The organism is Streptomonospora sediminis, from assembly GCF_054778995.1.
The window spans coordinates 80,437-104,246 of the sequence record NZ_BAAGYZ010000029.1 but is presented as its reverse complement, the minus strand read 5'-3'; the positions used below and the strand labels follow the sequence as shown (position 1 = coordinate 104,246).

Genomic DNA, 23,810 nt, shown 5'->3' with positions numbered 1-23,810 from the left:
TGAGTGCGGTTTCACCGGTTTTTGTGCCGCGCAGGATCAAGCCGGGAGTCCACCAGAATCCCGCGCAGGTTGCCGGGCACTCACGCGGACACCGCCGAAAGTATCGACTTGGTGTCGTCCAAAGCGGCCTGCGGCCCGAATTCGTTGTACACACCGGTCAGGTTGAGAACGATCTCCTCGACCCCGGCTTTCCGGTACTCGTCAAAGAGGATCGCGACCTCTTCGGCCGTACCGCTGACGAAGGCGTTTTCCGCCACCAGGGCACGGGCGCCGGCTTCAGGGTCGTCGGCCGACACGTCGAGCCCTGCCTTTTGCAGCATGTCGACGTAATGCGGCCCTTGGAGATGGCCCCGGTTGCTCGACAGGGCGAGCTGTTCCGGTGAGCGCTCCGGCCGGGAGAGGGCCGTGGGAACGACCGCGGTGACGGTGGGGGTGTCGCGCCCCGCCTGCCGGGCCCCGGCCTGCAGCGCCGGAACGAGGGTGTCGCGGATGTATGCCGGAGGAGCCAGCCAGGTGATGGCGACATCGGCGAGTTCACCGGCGACCCGCGCCATCCCCGGCCGCAGGACGCCCAGGCCCGTGCGTATCTCCGGGGTGAGCGCCGGCGGCAGTTGGCCGTGGCACGAATGGTATTCGCCGCGCTGGTCCACTGTCTCGCCGGCCAGCAGGCCGCGGACGGCACCGAGGTACTCCCGGGTGGCGGTCAGCGGGCTCCGGTAAGGCGCGCCCAGCACCGACCGCTGCAGGGGCCGCGCACCCGGACCGAAACCGGCGACCACGGACCGGCCGGTGGTGAGCGCAATGGAACGCGCCTGGAGCGCAGCACCATAGGGCGAGTGAAATGGCATGAGTGAAACACCCAGGCCGATGGGAACGCGAAATCCGGAACCGGCGGCGTAGGCGGCCCCTTGTTGGGCGTCGAGAAGCGCCGCCTGCCCCTGCCACAAGCGCTCGGCTCCGGTCCAATTCACCAAGGCCGCGTACGGAAGCAACTGCTCCGGCCTGCGGGGCATGAAAGGGACGAGGACCGAGCAGCTTGTCATTCAATCGTTCCAGATCGTGGTGGGAAACAGGGGGATGGGGTCCGGGATACCTATTCAGGCCCGACCGGTTCGCACCAAGGTATTACGAATAATGAAAGACACCGGCACACCGCTTCCCCTCCGCGACACCAATACACCCGCATGCTGCTTAAGAGATCAATAAAGAAGATCAACGGGCAACTTAACAAGTAATTCGCGTTAACTCAACGTGAATCGGATACGCAGGGTTCTGATCGTGGCACCCTCCGGATCCGGCTGAGTGGTTTTCGCAGGCCGCAGGGGCGCAATGGATGACGAGCGGCAGCCGCCATGTGGCCGGATCAGGACACGCGGGACACACAGCGCGAACCAGGACACTCTGGGACCGGCGGCGTGGAGGGCCCGGAGCGGCCTGCGGGTACACAGTCACGGGTGCGCGGCTGCGCCCCGCGACCGTGCCCGTGCACGCCCTTCCGTTATCAGGCCCGCAGCGCCCGAGCCGGTCAGCGGCACGGCGCCGCAGTCGGCCGCCCGGCACGACCGCCGACAACCAACTGCCCTGGTTGCGGCAGCAGCGAAAGGGGCGTGGCCGGCGATCCCAGGCCCGGCCCCGGCGCCGGCCCGTGCGGGCGGTGCCGGGGCCGGAGGGGTTGTTCGCCAGCTGCTCGGTTGTCCAGCGGCTCAGCCGGTATCGCCGGACCGTCCGGCAGCGGTGGTGGTGGGGCCGCCGTTCCAGCGGCCCACCCCGGCGACGGCCCAGACCTGCTCGGGGTCGTAGTAGGGCTCGTCGGCGTACGGGCGCCAGTCGGCCAGGTGGGTCACGCCCGGATCGACCAGGTCGAGGTCGTCGAAGAAGTGGCGGATCTCGGTTTCTGCGAGCGGATCTGGCCGGGCGAACTGGTGGCCTCGTAGCTGTCCTGGGCGAACCGCGCCCGCTCGGGATGGGTATCCCCCTCGACGTGGCTGATGGCCACGTAGGACCCGGCGGGCAGGTGGTCCAGGTAGTTCCGGACCAGGTCGAAGGGCCGCTGCTCGTCCTTGAGGAAGTGCAGCACCGCGACCAGCAGCAGCCCGATCGGACGGGAGAGGTCCAGGCGCCGCGTCAGCGCGGGATCGGCGAAGATCGTCTTGGGGTCGCGCATGTCGGCCTCGACCACACCGGTGATGTCGGGCCGGTCGGCCAGCAGCGCCTCGGCGTGCACCCGCACCACCGGGTCGTGGTCCACATAAACCACACGGGCCTCGGCATGGTGGCGCCGCGCCACCTCGTGCACCGGCGCCTCGGCCGGCAGCCCCGCACCGATGTCCAGGAACTGGTCGACGCCCCGTTCGCACATCAGATCCACGGCCCGCCCCAGGAACGCCCGGTTGGCCCGTGCCCACATGCGCCCCTCGGGGATTGCGGCGAGAATCCGGTCGCCGGCTTCGCGGTCGGCCGCGTAATTGTTCTTGCCACCCAAGTAGTAGTCGTAAAGCCGGGTGGAGCTGGGCACGGTGGGGTCCACGCCTGCGGACCTACCGGGAGCGGCCGGGTTCGCGGGGTCGGCTGAGTCGTTCACGGCGGTTCCTCATCGTCGGGAGGGCGCGGGCAGGCACCCCTCTGCGTGATTGCGCACGGTGTGTACTCATATTATTACGGAAAGCCATTACCGCGCCGGATTCCGTAGCGGCCGGCGCCCGACCGGCCGGGTTTGGCACGCACCCGGCCGGATAGCCGTCCCGATCGGGGACCGTTGATCCGGCGATCCGCCCCACCGGACCCACCGGCCCCGCCGCCCCATCCGACACGGCCGGGCGGCCGGGCGGCCCATCACGGCGCGAAAGAGTGAGGCAGCGGAATGACAGAGACCGCGGAACGCACCGAACCGGTCCGCACCGGGCTGCTGATCGGCGGCGAGACAGTGCAGCCCCAGGAGTCGTTCCCGGTGCACGACCCCGCCGCCCCCGACCGGGTCGTCGGCCACGCGGCGTCGGCGGCGCCGGCGCATGCGCGCCAGGCGGTCGAGGCCGCCCACGACTCCTGGGCCGACTGGAGCGAGCGCGCTCCGGAACGGCGCGCCGAGATCCTGACCGAGGCGCTCGGCGCGCTGGATACCGGCAACGAAGAGCGCACCGACCTCCTCGTGCTGGAGAACGGCAAGATCCGCGCCGAAGCCGCGGCCGAGATGGCGGTGTTCGCCCAGCGCTGCCGGCTCGCGGCCACGCTCGCCCAGGAACTGCGCCACGTACGCCACCACCCCGCGGCCGGGCACCAGGACATGGTGGCCTCGACCTCGGCGGCGGGAGCCGCCCCCGACGGCGCCGGGCCGCGGTTCCGCTCCGAGGTGTCGATGCTGCCGCTGGGCGTGGTGACCATCATCGTCCCGTACAACTGGCCGCTGGCGATCCTCGCCGCGAGCCTGCCCTACGCCCTCGTGGCGGGTAACACCGTGGTCGTCAAGCCGCCGCCCACAACTCCGCTGTCGGTGGTGACCACGCTCCAGCGGCTCGCCGCGCGGTTGCCCGCGGGCGTGCTCAACATCGTCACCGGTACCAACGAGGCCGTGGCGCCCGCCCTGGAGGACCCCCGGGTCCGCCGGATCGTGTTCACCGGTAGCACGAACGCGGGCCGGACCATCATGCGCACGGCCGCGCAGAACCTCACCCGGGTGACCCTGGAACTCGGCGGCAACGACCCGGCCATCCTGCTCGACGACGTGGAGCTGGACGACGCCGCCGTCGGACGCCTGGAAGCGGGCGCCTTCCTGACGGCCGGCCAGGTGTGCATGGGCATCAAGCGCCTCTACGTGCACCGCTCCCGGTTCGACGAGGTGGTCACCGCGCTGTCGGCGGCCCTGGGCCGGCACCGCGTCGGGCACGGCCTGGACCCGGATTCGACGATGGGGCCGCTCAACAGCGCCCGGCAGCGCGACTTCGTACGCGGTCTCGTGGACGACGCGCGCTCCGCAGGCCGCGAGGTGCGCGAGTTCGGCATCGTCAGCGGCGAAGCCCGCGAGTCGGGCGGCTACTTCCTGCCTCCGGCGCTGGTCCTGGACCCGGCGCCGCACGACCGCATCGTGGTGGAGGAGCAGTTCGGTCCGGTGCTGCCCGTCATCGCCTACGACGACGTCGACGAGGCGGTCGACGCGGCCAACAACGACTGGTCCGGCCTGTGCTCGTCGGTGTGGACCGCCGACCCCGACCGCGCGGCGCGGGTGGCCGGCCGGCTGCGGACCGGCACCACCTGGGTGAACGACGCCAATGCCGTTGCCGAGGACGACCGGGCGCCGTTCGGCGGGTTCCGGCAGAGCGGCATGGGCCGCGAACTGGGCATCGAGGGACTGATCGAGATGACCGAGCCGCACACGGTCACCTACACCCGCCGGTGACGCGCCGCCGGCAGGGCGGCTGCGCCACCGCCACGGCCCCGGCCCGGGCAACAGCGCGGGACACTGCGGGACGCGGGGGCACCGCGGCACACCCCGGAAGCGAACGGGGCCCCGCCCGGCCGATGGCCGGGGAGGCCCCGCACTACGCGGCGGTGCCGGGCACCACTCGGCGGTTCCGATTACCGCCCGGCACCGCCGTACAACCCGGCCCTACCGGGCTCCGCCGCTACCGCGACGACCGGGCGGCCAGCGCCGCCGCCAGAGTCGGCACCCCCGCCTCGCCGTAGAAATCGCCGATCTCGACGCGGTGGTCCGGGTCGAGCTGCTGCAGGCGCGAACGCAGTCCCATCAGCACCAGCGAACCCAGCCCCAGCGCGGTGAGGTCGGTGTCCAGGCCCACTTTTTCTCGGGCCTCGGCCTGACCGGGCACCTGGTCGGCCACCCAGTCCTGCAGCGCCGCCGCCAGCACAGCGCGGCGTTCGCCCTCGTCGGCGGCTGCCGCGAATTGGGCGCGGCGCCAGGCCAGCTCGTCCTCCGGAGCCTCATCGGCCGCGGAACCCTGGTCGAGGCGCGCCCAGGCGCGCGCGGGCAGCGGCGCCACCGTCGCCGGCCGCTCCGCATCCCAGGCCCGTTCGACCCCGCGGACGTACAGGCCCGCGGCGGTGCGCAGCAGCGCGGTGTGCTCGTCGTGGTTCTCGTCCGCACAGGGCAGCACGTCGGCGTCCAGGATCGGCGCCAACACACTGTGGGCACCGATCTCGACCAGCACCGTCGACTCGCCATGGCCGTCGATGGCGGCGGCCACCGCCGCATCCAGCAGGACCGGCGCACGCAGTTGGCGGCCCCAGTAGTCGCCGTCGAGCCGCCCGCCGTCGATCTGCGCGCCCGTGGCGGTGGAGTACAGCGGCATGGTCAGACCGCCGGGCCGCACGTCGGCCAGGTCCTCGGCGAGGTGGCCGGCGGCCGTGTCCAGCAACGGCGAGTGCCCGGGCGGAGCCTGGGACACCTCCCAGGACCGGGCCCGCGGATAGTGGGCCTCCAAGTGCTCGGCCAGCGCCGCGAGCGCGTCGTGGGCCCCCGAGAACACCGTCGATCGCGGCCCGTTGACCACGGCCAGCGTGGCGCCGGTCGCCTCGGCGACCGCCGCGGCCCGGTCGGGGTCCAGGTCGGTGGCGACCATGCCGCCCAGGTCGGCTGTCTCGGCCAGCAGCGCGCTGCGCCGGGTCACCAGCCGGGCGGTGTCGTCGAGGGTGAGCGCGCCCGCGAAGTGCGAGGCCGCGGCCTCGCCCAGCGAGTGGCCCACAACGGCATCGGGGCGGATTCCCCAGTGGGACAGCAGCGCGCTCAGCGCGATCTGGTGCGCCACCGCTGAGGACTGCACGACCTCGATGTCGGCGTCCGCCAGCCCCGACTGGTGAGCGGACATGGCGGCGGTGGCCTTCTCCAAGGCGGCGGCGTAGACGGGTTCGCGCCGAGCCAGCACCTCGCCCATGCCGGGGCTGTGCGAGCCGTGGCCCGGGTAGAGGAACACGACCCGCGGCCGGGGCGCGGTCGCGCGGCGGGAGGCCGCCACCGCCGGGTGGGTCCGGCCCGCGGCGAGGGCCTCCAGCGCGTCGGCCGCCTCATCGGGGGAGGTGGCGACCACGGCGGAACGCTGGGCGAGGTGGTCGCGCCCGGTGGCCGCGGTGCGGGTGATCTTTTCCCACGACGATTCCTCCGCGCTGCGCAGCGCCGGAACCCAGCGGGCGGCGGTGGTGGCCAGTGTCCGCGGATCGGCCGCCGAGACCGGCAGCAGGCGCGCAACCGGATCCGCCGCCGCACCGGCCGCAGCCTCCGAGGCAAAGGCAATGCCGGGATCGGGGTCGGGGTCGGGTTGGGTGAGGATGACGTGGACGTTGGTGCCGCCGAATCCGAACGCCGACACGCCGGCGACGCGCCGCTTGCCCGGCGCACCGGGCCAGGGCCGCGGCTCTCGGGCCACCTCCAGCCCCAGATCGCCCAGGCGCGGGCGCGGCTCGTTGTGGTTGGGGGTCGGCGGGATCTGGCCGTGCTCCATCGCCAGCACCGTGGACACGACCGAGACCAGCCCGGCCGCGCCCTCCAGGTGGCCCACGTTGGCCTTGACCGAGCCGACCAGCAGCCGCTCGCCTTCGGCCCGGCCGCGGCCCATCACGTTGGCGAGTGCCATGGACTCCGCGCCGTCGCCGGCGCGGGTGGCGGTGCCGTGGGCGTGCACGTAATCCACCGAGTAGGGGTCGATGCCGGAGCGCTCGTAGACGTGCCGCAGCAGGTCGGCCTGTGCCGCGCGGTTGGGAGCGGCGGGGTTGAGGTGGACGAAGCCGTCGGAGTTGGTGTGGCTGCCGGGCATGGCGGCGCGCACCCGCGCACCGGACTCAGCGGCGCGGCCGGCCGTGGTGAGGACGACCACGGCCATGCCTTCACCGCGCACGAACCCGTCGGCGTCGGAGGCGAACGGGCGGCAGCGCCCCGTTGGGGAGTAGGCCCCCGAGCGCCGGAACAACTTGGTGTGGTTGTCCAGGCCCAGGTACTGGACTCCGGCGACGATGGCCGTGTCGGCCTCGCCGGACAGCAGGGCCTGGCGGGCGCGGTGCAGGGCCACCAGCGAGGAGGAGCAGGCGGTGTTGATGACCTCGGCCGCGCCCCGCAGGTCGTAGACGCGGCTGATCCGGTTGGCGAGCATGCTCGGCAGGGAGCCGGCGGTCTCCAGCATGGTGCCGGCGTGGTCGACGCCGAGGTGGGTGATGGCCTGGTCCAGGCACGAGGAACCCACCCACACCCCGACCGCGCTGCCGCGCAGGTCGCGGGGGGCGATTCCGGAGTCCTGGAGTGCTTCCTCGACACCCTCCAGCATCAGCGCCTGCTGCGGGTCCAGAGTGCGGGTCTCGGCCGCCGACATGCCGAAGTGCTCGGCGTCGACGCCCAGTTCCGTCTCTTCCAGCAGGCCGCCGGGCAGTACGTCCTGGCGAGGGTGCGGGGTTTCGTCGGCGGGAGCCGGGTCGGTGATCAGATCGGCGCCGTCATACAGCGCCTTCCAGAGGCTTTCGGGAGAGTCGATACCGCCGGGCAGGCGGCAGGACATGCCTACGATCATCACCGGCTCGGTCATCGGCGCGCCCCCGATCCGCCGGCGGCGCGCTCAATGGTCGGTCTCGGCGGGCCCGGTTCGGCTCCGGGGCGGTGGCGGTCGGGCAGACGGTCAGGATCGGATGCGAACAGGCAGGCCAAACCATTCTCCTAGGGACGGTGACAACGGGGGCGGTGTGGTCTCTATGGAGTAGCGTCTGCACGGTGCGGAGTCAGCTGCCTGCGCGGGCGGCGGGTTCGGCCGGAAGCGCGGGCACCCGGCGGCTCATGCGCCGGAGACGGCGGTGGCTTCCGCCGGGAAGGTGCGCGCCTTGGCGGGGTCGGCGATCCAACCGGCGGGCTTGTCCCAGCTCTTGGAGAACGCTGCGGCGACCGGAGGTGTCCGGCCCGATGGGGCGCGCCTCGCGACCGGCGCCGAGCAGTGGGCGCGCCAAGGTCGGTCCTGACCGGCTCCGACCGACGATGGTGAACCTGCTCTGCTTCGGCATGGGCGGGGTTCCTCGGGTCGGGTTGCCGTTGGGTACTGAAGCGGTCGCGGTGCCGGCACACGCCACCCCGGGCGGGAGAAACGAGGGGGACCCCACCATCCGCTCCTGAACTTGTCGGCACTGCCGGTACGAGCGCAACCCGTCACAGATCACGCTAAGGCGGGATTATTCCACCCGATGATCTTGGCAGTCCAGCGGCCCAGCGCCCCGAAATGCCCGCCACACAAGGCTTCCCGGCTTCTCCCACCAGTCACTGGAGCCACAACGCGCAGGTGGGAGGCGCTACAGGAACCGGGCATTTCGGGTCCGTACCTGGCTCTAAAAGACCCCGGCGTCCGGTGATGGGACGACCGGCCGGGACGGCCTGCCGGCCTGTCCGCGGTTGCCGCCGTGTGACTAAGCTTTCCTTTTCAACTCAACTTTCCTTACCTAGGATGGCCCGGTCAGTGCAGTTGCAGCCCGCCGGGCGTTGGGCCCCGCAGGGTTGCGGAACTCTGGGAAGAGGTCACCTTGGCCGTACTTCAGATCATCGTCGCCAGCACCCGCCCCGGCCGCATCGGTCCGTCGGTCGCCCGGTGGGTTGAGGGCGAGGCCCGTGCGCACAGCGGGTTCGACGAGGTGGAGGTGGTCGACCTCGCCGAGGTGAACCTCCCGTTCCTGGACGAGCCGAACCACCCGCGCCTGGGCCAGTACACCCACCAGCACACCCTCGACTGGAGCGCCAAGGTCTCAGCGGCCGACGCGTTCGTGTTCGTGATGCCCGAGTACAACTACGGTTTCAACGCCGAACTGAAAAACGCCATCGACTTCCTGCACCACGAATGGGCCTACAAGCCCGTCGGCCTTGTCAGCTACGGCGGCGTGGCGGCCGGTACCCGCGCCGCGCAGATGATCAAGCAGGTCCTCACCACGCTCAAGATGACCCCGTTGCCCGAGGCCGTCTCCATTCCGTTCGTCCGGCAGTTCCTCGACGAGTCCGGCGGCACCCTGGTGCCCAACGACACCATGACCTCCGCTGCCAAGGCGATGCTCGACGAACTCGTCCGCACGAGCGGCGCCCTGCGCCCCCTCCGCGAGAGCGCCGCGCAGCAGGCGCAGGCCGGGTGATGTCCGGCGGCACCGGCGGCACCGGCGATGTCCACCGCGTCTGCACGCGCTTCCACGCGGCGATCGAACTGATCGGCGCCCGCTGGACCGGCGCCATCGTCCGCGCCATGTTCACCGGGCAGCACCAGTATTCGCAGATCAAGGCGGCCGTTCCCGGGTTGAGCGACACCATGCTGGCCCAGCGGCTGCGCTCTCTGGAAGCCGAGGGCATCGCCGAGCGCCGCGTCTTACCGACCACGCCGGTGCAGGTCGAATACCACCTCACCGAGAAAGGCCGCGACCTGGGACCGGTGCTGGATGCCGTCGTCGACTGGTCGCACCGCTGGATCCCGACCCCGCCGGCGGACGGCGACCGGTCATAACGCGGCCGGTCCGGCGGCGCGGCTCTCGGGGCCGGCGCCGCCGCCTGCCCCCTGTACCCGCCGGTGCCCGGCGGCACCGGCGGGAGCAGGGCACGGTCTCAGCGCAGGAAGGCGGTCAGGGCGTCGATGACGGCCTGGGGTTGCTCCTCGGGGATGTAGTGGCCGCTGTTGGCGACCTCGACCACCTCGACGTCCGTGCCCTTCGACGGCATCACGTTGCGCAGGAGGGCGTGGTTGCTCTCGTCGCCGCCCAGCGCGAGCAGCGGCACCGCCACCGGCGCGTAGGTCTGCTCGTCGGCGATGTCGCGGTTGAACGCCCGGTACCAGCCGTTGCCGGCGCGGACCGCGTCGGCGGTGGAGTAGGCCGCGGCGTAGATCTCCCGGGAGCGTTCGTCGATGCTGGCGGGGTCCTTGGCCATGCGGTCGAAGAGCCAGTCGGCCAGCAGCCGCGCGCGGCCCTCCAGCAACTGCTCGGGCAGGCCCCCCACCTGGTTGAACGCGAACCACCACAGGTAGTTGCGGGCACCGTCCTCAATGACCGAGTCGACGTGCTGGTCGGGTCCGGGCAGCAGCTTGAACTCCGACCACACCGCATCGGGGTGCGGCACGTCCAGCATCGCGAGCCTGGTGGTGGCCTCGGGGTGGTTGGCCGCGAAAGCGTAGGCGACCATGGCGCCGATGTCGTGGCCGGCGATGGTGGCCGCCGGCAGGCCGAGGTGCCCGAGGAGTCCGTGGATGTCGCGCGCCATGGTCTTCTTGTCGTAGCCGCCGGCGGGCTTGGCCGAGGACCCCATGCCGCGGATGTCGACGGCGATCACCCGGTGGTTGCGGGCGAGGGCGGGCATGACCTTGTGCCATTGCCACCAGGTTTGCGGCCAGCCGCCCAGCAGGACCAGCGGCTCGCCGCTGCCGCCCTCGACGTAGTGCAGCCGGGTGCCGTTCACCTCTGCTTCGTGGCTGGAGAACCCGCCGTCGAGCGAGTCGGCCAGGGCGGCGTCGTTGTCTCGGTGGGACGTGTACACGGCACTTCCTCAATGTTCGATGATACGAATTTTTCGCATAAACTGTCGTACGACATCCTCGTATGATCGGACGATGGCCGTCAACCTGGATCACTAAGGTTTATACGAAAATCGCGTACACTGGGTCGATGGCCGTACTGCACCATCCCGACGCCGCGGAAATCGAGCTCGTCGACGTGCTCGCCGCCCTGGGACACCCCGTCCGGCTGGAAATCGCCCGGGCACTGGCCTCCGGCGAAGAGCGGTTCTGCGGCGAGTTCATGCCCGACGTGCCGAAGTCGAGCATGACCCACCACTGGCGGGCACTGCGCGAGAGCGGCGTGATCCGCCAGCGCCGCTCCGGCCGCAGGCTCTACCTCACCCTGCGCCGCGACGACCTGGACTCCCGGTTCCCCGGGCTGCTCGACATCGTGCTCAACTGAGCCGGCGCCCGTCCGACAAGCCGACCGGCCTACCGGACGGCACGGCGGGCTGCCTACACGCACCGGTCTTTCCGCGGCCCCGTCAGGACATGTGCGCCGCGAACCAGTCGAGCACCGGCTCGGGGCGGCGCTGGAACTCCAGGTAGCCGTCCCAGCGGGCGGTCGTGCCCTCGATCCACTGCAGCTTCTTTTCAGCGGCGGGGAGGGGGATGTTGTCGAACATCGCCTGCACGTCGCCCGGGTGGGTCAGCACGTCGTCGCCCACCTGGTACAGGAAGGTCGGGATACCGACACTGCGGGCCCATTCGCGCGGGTTGCGGGCCGCGAAGCCGATCCCGGTGCGCCGGATGATCCGCTGTTCCAGATCCGCGGTCCGGTCCGGGAGGCCCATCATCGCCAGCCGGCGCCCGATGATCGTCTGCGCGGTCACGGGCTGGGGCCCGACCAGGCACCGCACCCCCTCGAACTCTTCGGGGAACCGCTCCATGGCGGCGAACGTGGAGCTGCAGCCCAGGCACCGGCTGAACAGACCGATCGCCGCGCCGCGGGTCTCCGGCCGCCGGCGGGCGTAGGACAGGGCGCCGACGACGTCACGCGCCTCGAAGATCCCGCTCGAACTGATACCGCCGTTGGCCGCCCCGCTCAGTCCGTGGTTGCGCAGGTCGTAGGCGAGGACGTGGTAACCGGCGCTGTGCAGGACCGCGTAGTCGGGGATCAGATTCACCTCGAACCCGTTCCCGCTGGGCGCCCACAGCGAGTGCCAGGGCTCCAGGTGGGCGGGCAGCCCCGAGCGGGTGAAGCCCATGGGGTGGTTGGCGATGACCAGCTTGTCCGAACCGGGCGCAGGGATGAACCAGCCTTCCAGCGGTACCCCATCGCGCGACGGGAAGGTGACCTCCTCGAAGTCCAGTCCGTATTCGTCCGGCGAATGCAGCACCGGGGACCGGGCCTGGAAACTGAACCCTGCGGCGAACCCGTCGAGCAGCCGCTCGGTCCGCTCGGCCTGTTCTGCCTGTTCTGCCTGTTCTGCCTGTTCGGTCCGTTCGCCGGACGGTGCCGAAGGCCCGCCCGCGCCCGGCACGCCGGGGGTGTGCGGCACGTCTTGCACATCTGCCATGGTCGTCGGTTCCCCTCATTGCGTTGGAAAGTAAACGGAAACGGAGTGGCGGGGCGGCGGTGTCCCGTACACGGCCGGCGCCGCCCCGGGTACTGCGCGGACGCACCGCGGGTCCGCCGGTTCAGTGCCATGCGGGCTTGCCGTTCTCCGCGCGGATGAGTGCCGCCAGGTCCTCACCGCCGCGGGCGATGTCGCGGCGCCACGCCCGCAAGCGCGCCGCCCGGCCGGCGAACCCGAGGTCCCACCACGGGTCGGCGGCTGCGCGCGCGGCCGCGACGGCCGCGTTCGCCTGCTCGGGTCCTGCCGCGGGGTAGCGCGCCAGTTCCCGGCCGGTGGCCTGGTCGAGCGTTACCACCTCGGCCCCGGTGGCGCCCGGGTCGCCGTCGCGCGTGGTGGCCGCCGTGTTCGCGGCGTCGGTGCTCATCGCCGCCCTCCTTTGGCTGGTTGGCCGGTTGGCCGGTGTTTCGGGTATCTGCGGACATGCACGGTTGGCGTCCGCGGCGGTGCCTTGCCGCCTTGCCGCCTGACCGCGTTGGTGGGATCGGTGGCTCGGTGGACCGTCGGCTCAATGCCCGGATGGCCTGCTGTGGCTTGCGCCCCCGCGCCTTCGGACCGCGCCTTCACGGGCCGGCGACGGGTTCCGCTGCCGCCGCTGCCGCCTCCGCCGCGGTGCCGCGGTCGCCGCCGCTGCGCCGGATGAGCGTCAGCACGTGCGCGCGCAGCTCGGCAAAGCCGCTCAGGCTCTTGGTGGCGACCTGGTCGCGCGGCCGCGGCAGGTCGACGTCGACCGTCTCGACCACGACGCTGGGGCGCTGCGATAGCACCACGACCCGGTCGGCCAGGTAGACCGCCTCGTCGATGTCGTGGGTCACCAGCAGCATGGTGACCCCCGTCCGGTCGCGCACCCGCAGGATCAGGTCCTCCAGTTCCGCGCGGGTCTGGGCGTCCACGGACGCGAAGGGCTCGTCGAGGAGCAGGATCGCCGGCTCGTAGGCCAGGCCGCGGGCGATCGCCACACGCTGCTGCATGCCGCCGGAGAGCTCCCACGGGTAGCGCGCGGCGGACGACTCCAGACCCACCGCCTTCAGCGCGTCGGCGACCCGGGCGGCGCGGTCGGCCGCCGACCGGTACTTGTTGCGCAGCGGCAGGCCGACGTTGCGCTCCACGGTGAACCACGGCATGAGCGACCGGCTGTAGTCCTGGAACACGGCGGCCATCGCCGTGGGCGGCCCGGCCACCGGCGCGCCGGCGAGCTCGACCGTGCCCGACGACGGCTCCAGTAGGCCGCACAGGCACTTCAGCAGCGTCGTCTTGCCCGCGCCGGAGGGCCCGACGATGCAGGTGAACTCCCCCTCGCCGACCGCCAGGGTCAGATCGCGGACCGCTTCCACGGCGCGGGCGCCGGAGCCGTAGGTCTTGTGCAGGTTCGTGACCGAAAGCATTTAGTTCCTCCCTGTCATGCCGATGTGCCAACGCAGGACCCGCCGCTGCAGTAAGAGGAAGAGGGCGCTGACCGCCACCCCGAGCAGGCCCAGCAGCACCGTGCCCGCCCACATCTGCGGCACGTCGAACGAGTTGCGCGCACTGAGGGTGACGAAGCCGATGCCGTTGGTCGCCGCGTAAAGCTCGGTGACGACCATCATGATGAAACCGATCCCCAGCGCCGTGCGGATACCGGCGAAGATCTGCGGGCCCGCCGCCGGCAGCAGGACGAAGGCCAGCCGCTGGGTCGGGGTGAGCCGGTAGGAGCGGGCGGTGTCGTCGAGCTGCGGGTCGATACCGCGGACCGCGTCGGCGGTGTTCAGCAGTACCGGGAACACGCACACGAACGCGATCACCGCGATCTTGGCGCTGTCCCCGATGCCCAGTAGGACGACGCTGACCGGCACGAGCGCGGTCCCGGGCACGGAGCGGCAGAACTGCAGTGCCGGGTTCAGCGCCCGGGCAAGAAGCCGGTTGCGGCCGAGCGCGGCGCCGGCGGCGACACCGGCGACCGCGGCGATCAGCAGGCCGGCGGCCAGCCGGACCAGGCTCGGCACCGCGTCGGAGCCGGCCTGCGCGAACAGCCAGGTCTCCCGGAAGGACAGCGCCACTTCGCTCAGCGGGGGGTAGACGGGCGATGGGCTTCCTGCCGAGGTCGTCCACCACAGCAGGACGAGCAGTGCCGGAACGAGCAGCCGAAGGCCGGTTCTCCGGAGGGTTTCCACCATGTGCGGGCTCCTCATGCGTTCCGGGGCCGGTGGGAGGGGTGCCACCGCAGCACGCGCCGCTCCAACCGCTCGAAGGCGCCGTTGAGCAGCACACCGAGCAGGCCGGCGATGGCAATGACGCCGTACATCGCCTCGTAGCGGCCGTTGGCGGCGTGGAGCGCCAACGTGCTGCCGAGGCCGGGGACGGCGCCGATGAGTTCGATCGCGATCGCCGCGAGCAGCGTGATCGCCGAAGCGATGCGCACGCCGGTGGAGAAGTACGGCAGCACGCTCGGGACGACCACCTGGAGCAGCCGCTGCCCGGGGGTCAGCCCGAACACCCGGGCGGTGTCGCGCGCGACCGGGTCGATGTCGGTGACGCCGTAGCAGGTCTGCAGCAGCATCGGCCACGCGGCCGCCACGGCAGCGAGGATGACCACCACTGCGGGCGTGGCGCCGAGCAGCAGCAGCATGATGGGCAGGTAGACCACGACCGGGATCGCCCGGAAGAACTCCACCGGCCCGATCAGCAGTTCGTTGACCGCCGGGACCGCCGCCATTGCGCCGCCGATGGCCGCGCCGGCAGCGGCTCCCGCCAGCAGGGCGAGGCCCCAGTGCCCCAGCGTCTGCGCGACGGCCGTTGCGACCTCTGCGGTTGCTGCGTTGCCCCGCAGCCAGCCGGCGACGGCGGAGACCGCGGGGATCTCGACCGGGAGCGCTCCCAACGCTGACAGCGCCTCCCAGCCGCCGAGCAGCGCGGCGGTGGTGAGCACGGGCAGCAGCGCAGCGGGCTTCACGGCGCCGCCCCCGAGACTTCCAGCCCCCGCGGGGGAGTCGTGAGGCCGGTCGCGTCGGGCGCCTGCGGCCAGGTGAACTCCTCCAGGGCGGGCGCAGCCTCCAGCCAGCCGTAGTCGGCCATCAGGCGGGCGATGAGCCGGGCCGAGGGGCGGTCGATTCCGCTGACGAACCACGGCAGCGGCAACTCCGCCACCGCCTCCGGGGGTGTACCGGTCGTCTCGGCGATCGTCCGGCGGACCTGCCCGGGGTGGTCGTTGGCGTACTCGGTGGCCTCGCCCCAGGCCCGTTGGAAGCGCCGCATGACGCCCGGGTTCTGCGCCACGAACTCCCGCGACCCCATCAGGACGCTGGGGACGCTGCGCGGGCCGAGGGCGGCGGTCGCGGGGTTGCCGACCGAGCGGAACCCGTCCGCAAGCAGTTGGCCCGCGAACGGCTCGACCGTGCTGACCGCGTCGACTCGGCCCTGCCGCAAGGCGCCGGCCTGGTCCTCGAACGGCACCTGGAGGATGTCGACCGCGTCCGGATCGCCGCCGGCCCGCCGGACTGCTTCGAGCAGCGTCAGGTCGAAGAAGCTCTCCAGCCCGTTGACCGCGACGGTGCTGCCTTCAAGGTCCGCGAAGGACCGCACGGTGCTGTCGTCGGGGACGACAAGGGAGAACGCGTCGCCCTGCGGCGACTCGTAGTCGGTGGTCAGCGAGGTCACGATCTGCACCGGGAAGTCGGCGGCGGCTGCTTTGGGCACCGCGGTGATCTCGGTGACGGCCAGTTGGGTCTGGCCGTTGATCAGCAGCGCCACGCTGTTCGCGCTGGCTCCGGAGCCCGGCACCTGGTCGATCGCAATGCCGTGGCGCTCGAAGACCCCGCGCTCGGCACCCAGGGTGAGCTGGGCGTTGTTGGCGGTGTGGCTGTAGTCGATGACGATCTGCGTCAATCCCGACGCGGTGGTCCGCGCCTGCTGGGCACTGCCCGTCCCGCACGCGCTGAGGGTTGCGGCGAGGCTGACGGCAAGGCCCGCGGCGGCCAGCTTCCGCCGCGGCCGCGCGCCGCCCCTCGCTGCCCCCGGTGGTCTCCTGCCCATGTCCGTTGATCACTCTCCCCTGTCTGTGCCGGGTCGGCGGGTCCATCACGGACACCCTCTCTTCACTCGCTGACGCTAATCAAGATCTTGATACTTGGCAAGATATGTATTCAAATGAAGTTGCGTTAAACTCGGTGGCCATGACCGACGAGCCGACAGCCGCAGCGCACAACGCCGAGGTCCTCGGACGTGTCCCCGCTGTCCTGCGGCGGGCCGACCTTGCGCTGCTGGCCGCCAAAGAGCCCCCGCTGCGCAAGCTAGGCGTCTCCGGATCGCTGTACTCCGTGCTGATGAATCTTCAGGTCGAGCCGGGCCTGACCGGCGCGGAACTGGCCCGCGTCGTCGGGGTCACGCCCCAGGCGATCGCGCCGCTGGTCGGCAAATTGGTCGAGCGCGGTTGGATCGAACGCCGCGCACACGCCCGGCACACCAACGTCCAGGAACTCCACCTCACCGACAGCGGGCGCCGCGAAGCAGCCGAGGCCGACCAGGTCATGGTGCACCTCGACGCCCATCTCCGGCGGTCGCTCGGCAATGAGGACTACGAGCGGCTCGCCGCGTTGCTCGGCCGGGTCATCGAGACCCTGCCCGCCTGGACACCGCCGGACGGCGCGGCAACCGAAGAAACGGCAGCCGAGGACACGGCCGCCGGCGGCGAGCGGCCCTGACCTGGCAGGCGGCAACAGGGGCGATCGGGGCGGCCCGGCGGCGGCGCCGAAAGCAAAACCGCCCCGGCGGTGGCCGGGCGCCGGGGGCGGCGCCCGCAGAACCGCGGGGCGGCGGAAAAAGGCGTAGGGGGTCTCAGCGGGTGGCGGGTATCAGAGCGGACCGCTGCGGCCCGGCTCCGGCTTTGGCGGTGCGGCGCCCCAGTTCAGCGTGACGGTGACATGGGCTTCGGCCTTGGTGCGCGCGACGACGACACCCAGGTCGGTGGAGAACTTGACCCCGAACTCGGCCTGATAGGACTCGGGCCGCACCGGCAGGCGCCCGATCGCGCTGGTGATCGCCTCGGCCATGGGCCGGATGCGCTCCATTGCCTCGTTGAGGGACCCCTGCATCCGCCCGACCTCGGCTTCGGAACCGCGCCCGGCCGGCACCATGCCACCGGGCGGAGCATCCACCTCGATCCGAACCACGCCGCCGCTCTCGTCCGGAACATCCAAGTAGTGAGCCACGCAAATCCCTTCTGTTCGTTAACCGCAGAGGTTTTCGGTTTGAGTTCCCGGCGGCAGGCCGCGTTCTTCGACCGGCGCGAACTCCGGGTCCCCCACCAATCCGCATAGATGGCCGATCCAGTCATCGGGATCCAGCGAATACGTCGCGACGCCGTCGTGGGGACCGTTCGCCACCATGGTGTGCAGTTCACCGTCGGGTTGCCCGATGTGTTCGGTGACCGATTCCACGAGCTGCTCCCGCCCATGGAAAAGGCGGTGCTCCTCCGGTTGGAAAGCGCGCAGGCCGCGGTAGGGATTGGGCGGAATGGCGCGCTGCTGGAGCCTGGGGGCGGCGGCGATGAGTGCCCGCCCGGTTATCGCATAGCTCGTCCGATGTTCGGGCCGCGGTGCGACGGCCACGGTCATCCGCACGACTCCCTGCAAGTCGTCCGACCACAGCGGCCCCCCGCTGAAACCCGGCTGGATCGGCAAGCCGGACGTGCGCTGGTCCTCGGTCTGTGCCAGTCCGGCAGCCGAATGGCCCAGGATGGTGCACCTCGCCCATGCGGCTCCGTCGCAGCCCTGCGGGAAGCCCCCGGCCCGGGCTTCGATGCCCGAGACGTCCCCGCTCGCCACCAAACGGACCGGCCGCGCGCCGGCTGGCGCCGCAGCGAGCAGGCGGAGCACAGCGGCATCGTCCGGTGCCGAGCCGTTTTGCGGCCACCATGCCTCGACCGAGCAGGCGACCGCTGCGGTCGGGCTGATCAGCGGGAATACGAGGGTAACGGTTTGCCCGGGCGCCGGAATCGCCGATTTTTCCAGCCCGAGCGCGCGGGCGACGACATGGGCACAGGTCAACGCGAGACCGTGCGAAATGAGAAAGCCCGCGCCGGTCGGGCTGGTCGCACTGCTTTCGCCGCGGACGCGCACGAGAGCCGCTTCGACCGGAGCGTTCAGCGCCATGCTTTCCCCTGGTATCGACTGGACTTCCCGCCAGAGATAGCAGACAAAGGCCATTTCAAGCAGCGAATCGACGAAATTCCTGCGGGAGGCTCTATGGCCCGCATCGGAGAATTCGGTGGATGGCGGCCGCGGAGACTGCGGAGACAATGGTCAGCGGGGTCCGCGCCGAGCGCGGCGGGCGGGCCGGCCCCGGTGGTGGTTGCGGACCGCGGGACCGATCGGCGGGTACGGCGCGGGCTGAGCCGGCGGCACCGGTCGCGCCGCCGCCGGCTCAGCCCGGTATCGGCCGCTCTTCGGCGGCGACCGGGGCGACGTGGAGGTCTTTGCCCAGTTCTGCCAGGCGGGCGGCGATAGCGGGTGGCGGCGGGGTGTCGGTTACCAGAGCGTCGACGCGTTCCAGGCTGCTGAGCAGGACCGGGGCGGAGCGTGTGAACTTGGCCGAGTCGGCGAGGACGACGACGCGGTCGGCCGCGTCCATGAGGGCGAGTTTCGTGGGGCGTTCCAGGTCGGCCTCGACGTAGATGCCGCGCTCGTCGACGGCGGCCACGCCCATGAAGAATGTGCGTACCCGCAGGTCGGCGGCTGCGCGTGCGGACATGGGACCCACCATGGCCTGGCTGTCGGGGGACAGGTCGCCGCCCAGCACGACCACGCGGTGCCTGGCGTGGCCCAGCAAAAGCTGAATGACGGGGACGGAGTGGGTGACCACGCACGCCGGCGCGAGCTCGGCGGTCTCGGCCATTTCGACCGCCAAGGCGTAGACAGTGGTCCCGGCGTCGAAGGCGACGGTGTCGCCTGTTGCCATGAACCGCGCCGCGGTGCGGGCCAGTGACCGTTTGGCCGCCGCGGAGCGTTGCGCGCGGCCCACGAAGTCGGGGGTGCGCAGCGTTCCGTGCGGCAGGCTGGCGCCGCCGTGTACAACGCGGACCTCGCCCGCCTCTTCAAGTTTGCGCAGGTCGCGGCGTACAGTCATGTCGGAGACGCCGAGGTTTTCCGCGAGCGCCCGCACCGAGAGGAAGCCGTCGCGGCTCAATGCCTCAAGGATGCGCCGGCGCCGGTCCGGCGCGGCGTCGTACCGCATTGCGGCGGTCGGTTCCCCCTCCACAGCACCTCCATGACGGTGTCCGCCCTGCCGGCCCGGCTGCCCCCTGCACGCGTTGTCCCAATGATAGACCTCGCCCAACGGATGTTGACTTTCCAACATCCGTTTGTGAATATACGAACATGACGGCGAGATGCCCGTCACCTTTCCCACCCGTTTCGCACAGCAGGTGTTCGGAGGCGCAGTGACTCGTGTGGTCTGTGTCGGTGCCGTGGTCAGCGACGCGATCGCGGTCGTGGACCGCTTCCCCGGCCCCGATCAGCGGGTCGTGGCCGAAACCGTGACCCAGGCCGGCGGCGGCCCCGCCGCCACGGCCGCTGTCGCAGCGGCCCGGCTGGGTACCCCGACCCACTTCGTCGGGACCGTGGGCGGCGACCCCGAAGGGGAGCGGCTCGTTGCCGGGCTCGCGGCCGAAGGGGTCGACACCTCCGGCGTCGCCGTGGCCGGCCCCGGCACCACCGCCTCCTCGGTCATCATCAGCGACACCACCAGCGGCACCCGCGCCATCTGCGTCCACCCCGGAGGCGCCCTGCAGTTGACCGGCCACGCGCGGCGGCTCATCCGCACAGCCGACTGGGTGCACGCCGACCACCTCGGCTGGCCGGCCGTTGCCGACGCGCTCGGCGGCATGGCGCCCGCAAACCGGCCGCGTCTTTCGGTCGACGGCGGCAACCCGGTTCCGGACCTCGACCCCGCGGCGATCGACCTGTTCGTGCCGACGGGCGAACGACTGGCGGCCGAGTATGGACCGCTGCCGCTCGCCGAACTGATCACCCGCACCGGCGCCGTGCGCACCGTGGCGACCCTCGGCGCCGACGGCGCCATCGGGTGCGACAGCGACGGCTCCCTCCACCGCGTCGCAAGCCTGAAGGTCGACGCCGCCAGCACCCTCGGCGCAGGCGACGTCTTCCACGGCGCGCTGCTGGCCGCCGCCGTGCGCGGCGACCCGCTGCCGGACGCCATGCGGTCGGCGGCCTACGCGGCGGCGCTGTCCTGCCGCGGTGTCGACGGCCGCTCCGCGATCCCCACGCCCGACGAACTCCGGCAAACCCTTGAGGAGAACCAGTGACCACCGCGCAGACCCGCTACGACCTTTCCGCGCTGACCCGGCCGTCGGGCGGATTCGCCATGCTCGCGGTCGACCAGCGGGAGGCCCTGCGGCTGATGTTCGCCGGCGCCGCCCCGCTCGACGACGGCACCGTGCCGCCCGAAGTGCGCCGACAGGTGCCCGACCAAGTGCTGACCGATTTCAAGGTCGCCGCAACCGAAATCCTCACCCCGCACGCCTCCGGAGTGCTCGTCGACCGGCAGTTCGCGTTCGACGCCGTGGTCGGCGCCAACGCCGTCGCCCCCGAATGCGGCCTGATCAGCTCGGCCGACCACTTCGTCCCCGGCAGCGGCGAACCGGTAGCCGACGTCGAGATCGACACCGGCGCCGTGCCCGAGCGGGTGCGCGAGCAGGGCGCGGTCGCCATGAAGCTTCTCGTCGTGCACCGGCCTGACGGCTCACCCGAGCGCCGCCGCGCCCTGGTAGCGGAGTTCGCCGAGCGCTGCCGCCGCGCCGGGCTGGTCAGCATCGTTGAGCCCGTCTCGCGCAAGCCGCTCTCGGGCGGCGCGTGGAACCCGCAGGTGTGGCAGCAGGGCGTGCGCGACGCGGCCGCGGAGCTGGGCACGCTCGGCGCCGACCTGTACAAGGCCGAGGTCCCGCTGCGCGGCCAGGGCACCGACGACGAGGTCCGCCGCCACTGCGCCGAGTTGAACTCCCTCATCGCCTCGCCGTGGGTGGTGCTGTCCTCGGGCGTGCCCGCCGACGAGTTCCCCCGCGCCGTCGAGCTGGCCTGTGCCGAAGGCGCGTCGGGCTTTCTCGCCGGGCGCGCGGTGTGGAGCGCGTGCGTCGGCGCCGACGACGTGCGCGCCGCCCTGCGCGAGGACGCGGTCCCCCGCCTGCAGCGCCTCGGCGGCATTGTCGACGCCGCCATGGCCGACCGCTCCTGAGCGGAGCCGGCCGCCGCACGCGCCGGCGCGCAACCGCCCATACCAGTCAGAGCATCCCAGATCAGCCCAGAAAGGACGGGCATGCTGGTACAGGAGATCCGATTCACCGACATCGGCCGGGTCGCGGTGGGAGAAGTCGAGGAGGAGCCGAACCCCCGCGCGGGTGAACTGGTGATCGCCCCCGCCTTCGCCGGGATCTGCGGCTCCGACCTCCACCTGCTCGACGGCCGGCACCCGTTCGTCCGGCCGCCCGTGGTCACCGGCCACGAGGTCGCCGGAGTCGTCACCGCGGTCGGCGCGGGCGTCACCGGCCGGACCGCGGGCGACCGCGTGCTGCTCAACCCGCTGGTTTCCTGCGGCACCTGCGCCGCGTGCGCCGCCGGGCTGCTCAACCACTGCGAACACGCCCAGGTCCTGGGCTACAAGCGCCCCGGCGCGGCCCGGACCCGGGTGGTGGTACCGGCCGCCCAGACCCATCCGCTGCCGACCGGGCTGCCGCTGGACGCGGCCGTACTCGCCGAACCGCTGGCAGCGGCCTGGCACGCGGTTGGCCGGGCCGGCGCGCAGCCGGGCGCGCTGGAGGACGTCCTCGTCATCGGCGGCGGGCCCATCGGGCTGTGCGTCGCGGCGGCGGCACGGGCGGCCGGCGCCGGGCGGATCACCCTGGTCGAGCCCATGCCCGCCAAACGGGAGCTGGCCCGCACACTCGGCGCCGACGCGGTTCCCGAACCCGGCACGGCACCGGTCGAACCCGGCACCTGCAGCGCGGCGTTCGACTGCGTCGTGGTGCCCGCCACCGTGCGCACAGCGGTGGACGCCACCCGGCCCGGCGGCCGCGTGGTCACGGTCGGGGTCCCCCACGACGACACCTGGCAACTTCCGCTGCCGCGCATGCAGCGATTTGAAATCGACCTGGTCGGCAGCGGCATGTACACGCCCACCGACGTGGACGCGGCCATCGCGGCGATCGCCGGCGGACGGATCGACCCGCGTCCCCTCATCTCGGCCCGCTACCCGCTGGCCGACGCGCCCCAGGCCTACACCGCCGCGGCGTCCCCCGAAACCGTCAAGGTCCTCATCCGGATCGGCGGCTGAGGCCGCCGCTCCCTCCCTCGCAGGAGTACCTCATGGCAGACACTTCGCCGCACACCCCTGACAAGCCGGGCGGGCGCAGCCGAGTGCGCACCGTGGCGATCGCGAGCTTCGCCGGCGCGCTCATGGAGTGGTACGACTTCTTCCTGTTCGGCACCGCATCCGCGCTGGTGCTGGGCAAGCTGTTCTTCCCCAACATCGACCCCGCCGCCGCCACCATCGCCGCGTTCGCCACCTTCGGCGTGGGTTTCGTGGCCCGCCCGCTGGGCGGGGTGGTCTTCGGGCACTTCGGCGACCGCTACGGCCGCAAGTCGGTGCTGGTGGTCACCCTCATCCTGATGGGTGTGGGCACGGCGGTGATCGGCCTGCTGCCCACCTACGACAGCATCGGCGTGGCCGCGCCGATCCTGCTGGTGGTCCTGCGGCTGGCGCAGGGGCTGGGGATCGGCGGCGAGTACGCCGGGGCCGCGCTCATGACGATCGAACACGCGCCCGAGCACCGGAAGGGTTTCTGGGGCAGCCTGCCGCAGGCCGCGGCCTCGGGCGGGATCCTGCTCTCCACCGGCGCGTTCGCGCTCGTCACCCAGCTCGGCGATGCCGATTTCGAGGCGTGGGGTTGGCGCATCCCCTTCCTGTTCAGCGCCCTGCTGCTGGTGGTCGGACTGTTCATCCGGCTGAAGATCAGCGAGAGCCCGGAGTTCGAGCGGGCCCGCCGGGAGCGCGAGGCTTCGGCCGAGAAGCAGCGCCCGCCGTTCATCGAGGTCTTCCGCAAGCACCCGCGCAACCTGGCCCTGGCGTTCGGCGCGCGGATCGGCGAGACGGTCAGCTCCAACGTGGTCAACGCCTTCGGCATCTACTACGTGTCGACGCAGGTGGGCGTCGACCGCGATGCCGCACTCGACGGCATGCTCGTCGCCTCGGCGATCGGTCTGGTCGCGGTCCCGCTGTTCGGGGCGCTGTCGGACCGGATCGGCCGCCGCCCGGTGTACATGACGGGCGCGCTGCTGGGTGCGGTCCTGGCGCTGCCGATGTTCTGGCTGTTCGGCACCGGGTCGCTGGCTCTCATCACGCTCGCGTTCGTCGCGGTGTACGTGCTCGTGCCGACCATGATGTTCTCCGTCCAGTCGACCCTGTTCACGGAGATGTTCGGGGCCAACGTCCGCTACACCGGGCTGTCGCTGGCCTACCAGGCCTCGGCGATCGTCGGCGGCTACGTACCGACCGTGGCGACCGCGCTGCTGGTCGCGGGCGACGGCGAGCCGTGGCTGGTGGCCGCCGGCTTCATCATCGCCTCCCTGGTGACCGCCGGATGCGTCGCCGCGATCACGACCGGGGCGAACCGGTCGGCAGGCCCTGCCGACCCCGCCAACCCCGCGGCGCCCGCGCAGGGCACCGGCGCCGCCAAGCCCCGTTGAGCCACCCCTTC

23 protein-coding genes are annotated in these 23,810 nt (G+C 71.8%); 9 read left to right on the top strand and 14 right to left on the bottom strand.

All coding sequences use genetic code 11. The features are described 5' to 3' along the window. Positions 1 to 80: 80 nt before the first annotated feature. From ACYVD5_RS07940 to ACYVD5_RS07930, 3 genes are all read right to left on the bottom strand, one after another. Positions 81 to 1,013: an LLM class flavin-dependent oxidoreductase gene (locus ACYVD5_RS07940; protein ID WP_461000346.1), complete on the bottom strand. Its 933-nt coding sequence runs from the start codon at positions 1,011 to 1,013 to the stop codon at positions 81 to 83. A 690-nt stretch (positions 1,014 to 1,703) separates the two neighbouring features. Beyond that, positions 1,704 to 1,844, bottom strand: a complete 141-nt coding sequence (locus ACYVD5_RS07935; RefSeq protein ID WP_461000281.1) for a hypothetical protein — start codon at positions 1,842 to 1,844, stop codon at positions 1,704 to 1,706. Beyond that, complete coding sequence (locus tag ACYVD5_RS07930; RefSeq protein WP_461000280.1) at positions 1,841 to 2,581, bottom strand: SAM-dependent methyltransferase; 741 nt, start codon at positions 2,579 to 2,581, stop codon at positions 1,841 to 1,843. Before ACYVD5_RS07930 ends, ACYVD5_RS07935 begins: the two co-directional genes overlap by 4 nt. A gap of 279 nt (positions 2,582 to 2,860) precedes the next feature. On the opposite strand from ACYVD5_RS07930, the gene ACYVD5_RS07925 reads away from it, so the two are divergent. Continuing rightward, entirely contained in the window at positions 2,861 to 4,390 is a 1,530-nt protein-coding gene (locus ACYVD5_RS07925; protein WP_461000279.1) for an aldehyde dehydrogenase family protein, read from the top strand. Between the two features lie 226 nt (positions 4,391 to 4,616). Here ACYVD5_RS07925 and ACYVD5_RS07920 read toward each other — a convergent pair whose 3' ends face one another. Further along, on the bottom strand, positions 4,617 to 7,517 hold the full coding sequence (locus ACYVD5_RS07920; protein ID WP_461000278.1) for a type I polyketide synthase: 2,901 nt from the start codon (positions 7,515 to 7,517) through the stop codon (positions 4,617 to 4,619). A gap of 976 nt (positions 7,518 to 8,493) precedes the next feature. Here ACYVD5_RS07920 and ACYVD5_RS07915 point away from each other — a divergent pair. Continuing rightward, the gene (locus ACYVD5_RS07915; RefSeq protein ID WP_461000277.1) at positions 8,494 to 9,090 is read left to right on the top strand and encodes an NADPH-dependent FMN reductase; all 597 of its coding nucleotides are present in this window, start codon (positions 8,494 to 8,496) and stop codon (positions 9,088 to 9,090) included. Further along, positions 9,090 to 9,452, top strand: coding sequence for a winged helix-turn-helix transcriptional regulator (locus ACYVD5_RS07910; RefSeq protein ID WP_461000276.1), 363 nt, complete (start codon positions 9,090 to 9,092; stop codon positions 9,450 to 9,452). Before ACYVD5_RS07915 ends, ACYVD5_RS07910 begins: the two co-directional genes overlap by 1 nt. Positions 9,453 to 9,550: 98 nt before the next feature. On the opposite strand, the gene ACYVD5_RS07905 is transcribed toward ACYVD5_RS07910, so the two are convergent. After that, positions 9,551 to 10,474, bottom strand: a complete 924-nt coding sequence (locus ACYVD5_RS07905) for an alpha/beta fold hydrolase (protein ID WP_461000275.1) — start codon at positions 10,472 to 10,474, stop codon at positions 9,551 to 9,553. Positions 10,475 to 10,602: 128 nt separating this feature from the next. Here ACYVD5_RS07905 and ACYVD5_RS07900 point away from each other — a divergent pair, with 128 nt between their 5' ends. Continuing rightward, positions 10,603 to 10,896, top strand: a complete 294-nt coding sequence (locus ACYVD5_RS07900; RefSeq protein WP_461000274.1) for an ArsR/SmtB family transcription factor — start codon at positions 10,603 to 10,605, stop codon at positions 10,894 to 10,896. A gap of 82 nt (positions 10,897 to 10,978) precedes the next feature. Here ACYVD5_RS07900 and ACYVD5_RS07895 read toward each other — a convergent pair whose 3' ends face one another. From ACYVD5_RS07895 to ACYVD5_RS07870, 6 genes are all read right to left on the bottom strand, one after another. Further along, the gene (locus ACYVD5_RS07895) at positions 10,979 to 12,013 is read right to left on the bottom strand and encodes an alpha/beta hydrolase (protein WP_461000273.1); all 1,035 of its coding nucleotides are present in this window, start codon (positions 12,011 to 12,013) and stop codon (positions 10,979 to 10,981) included. A 121-nt stretch (positions 12,014 to 12,134) separates the two neighbouring features. Beyond that, complete coding sequence (locus ACYVD5_RS07890) at positions 12,135 to 12,437, bottom strand: aldehyde dehydrogenase family protein (RefSeq protein ID WP_461000272.1); 303 nt, start codon at positions 12,435 to 12,437, stop codon at positions 12,135 to 12,137. Positions 12,438 to 12,633: 196 nt separating this feature from the next. Next, a complete protein-coding gene (locus tag ACYVD5_RS07885; protein WP_461000271.1) occupies positions 12,634 to 13,455 on the bottom strand; it encodes an ABC transporter ATP-binding protein in 822 nt (273 codons plus the stop codon). After that, positions 13,456 to 14,223 carry an ABC transporter permease gene (locus ACYVD5_RS07880; RefSeq protein ID WP_461000270.1) on the bottom strand — a complete coding sequence of 256 codons (768 nt, stop codon included), beginning with the start codon at positions 14,221 to 14,223 and terminating at the stop codon, positions 13,456 to 13,458. Positions 14,224 to 14,234: 11 nt separating this feature from the next. Then, complete coding sequence (locus ACYVD5_RS07875; RefSeq protein ID WP_461000269.1) at positions 14,235 to 14,999, bottom strand: ABC transporter permease; 765 nt, start codon at positions 14,997 to 14,999, stop codon at positions 14,235 to 14,237. Next, positions 14,996 to 15,931, bottom strand: coding sequence for an ABC transporter substrate-binding protein (locus tag ACYVD5_RS07870; RefSeq protein WP_461000268.1), 936 nt, complete (start codon positions 15,929 to 15,931; stop codon positions 14,996 to 14,998). Before ACYVD5_RS07870 ends, ACYVD5_RS07875 begins: the two co-directional genes overlap by 4 nt. Before the next feature lie 287 nt (positions 15,932 to 16,218). On the opposite strand from ACYVD5_RS07870, the gene ACYVD5_RS07865 reads away from it, so the two are divergent. Beyond that, complete coding sequence (locus ACYVD5_RS07865) at positions 16,219 to 16,746, top strand: MarR family winged helix-turn-helix transcriptional regulator (RefSeq protein WP_461000267.1); 528 nt, start codon at positions 16,219 to 16,221, stop codon at positions 16,744 to 16,746. A 150-nt stretch (positions 16,747 to 16,896) separates the two neighbouring features. Here ACYVD5_RS07865 and ACYVD5_RS07860 read toward each other — a convergent pair whose 3' ends face one another. The 3 genes from ACYVD5_RS07860 to ACYVD5_RS07850 form a co-directional block, all read right to left on the bottom strand. Next, positions 16,897 to 17,253 carry a CU044_2847 family protein gene (locus tag ACYVD5_RS07860; protein WP_461000266.1) on the bottom strand — a complete coding sequence of 119 codons (357 nt, stop codon included), beginning with the start codon at positions 17,251 to 17,253 and terminating at the stop codon, positions 16,897 to 16,899. An 18-nt stretch (positions 17,254 to 17,271) separates the two neighbouring features. After that, positions 17,272 to 18,195 (bottom strand): trypsin-like peptidase domain-containing protein, encoded by a 924-nt coding sequence (locus tag ACYVD5_RS07855; protein ID WP_461000265.1) that lies wholly within the window; start codon positions 18,193 to 18,195, stop codon positions 17,272 to 17,274. Positions 18,196 to 18,466: 271 nt separating this feature from the next. Further along, positions 18,467 to 19,300: a DeoR/GlpR family DNA-binding transcription regulator gene (locus tag ACYVD5_RS07850; RefSeq protein WP_461000264.1), complete on the bottom strand. Its 834-nt coding sequence runs from the start codon at positions 19,298 to 19,300 to the stop codon at positions 18,467 to 18,469. Positions 19,301 to 19,481: 181 nt separating this feature from the next. Here ACYVD5_RS07850 and ACYVD5_RS07845 point away from each other — a divergent pair, with 181 nt between their 5' ends. The 4 genes from ACYVD5_RS07845 to ACYVD5_RS07830 all read left to right on the top strand — a co-directional run bounded on the left by ACYVD5_RS07845 (position 19,482) and on the right by ACYVD5_RS07830 (position 23,799). After that, on the top strand, positions 19,482 to 20,366 hold the full coding sequence (locus tag ACYVD5_RS07845; RefSeq protein WP_461000263.1) for a carbohydrate kinase family protein: 885 nt from the start codon (positions 19,482 to 19,484) through the stop codon (positions 20,364 to 20,366). Then, complete coding sequence (locus ACYVD5_RS07840) at positions 20,363 to 21,292, top strand: hypothetical protein (RefSeq protein WP_461000262.1); 930 nt, start codon at positions 20,363 to 20,365, stop codon at positions 21,290 to 21,292. The genes ACYVD5_RS07845 and ACYVD5_RS07840 overlap by 4 nt, the downstream gene beginning before the upstream one ends. A gap of 81 nt (positions 21,293 to 21,373) precedes the next feature. Beyond that, on the top strand, positions 21,374 to 22,387 hold the full coding sequence (locus tag ACYVD5_RS07835; protein ID WP_461000261.1) for a zinc-dependent alcohol dehydrogenase: 1,014 nt from the start codon (positions 21,374 to 21,376) through the stop codon (positions 22,385 to 22,387). Between the two features lie 32 nt (positions 22,388 to 22,419). Then, entirely contained in the window at positions 22,420 to 23,799 is a 1,380-nt protein-coding gene (locus tag ACYVD5_RS07830) for an MFS transporter (protein WP_461000260.1), read from the top strand. Positions 23,800 to 23,810 lie beyond the last annotated feature (11 nt).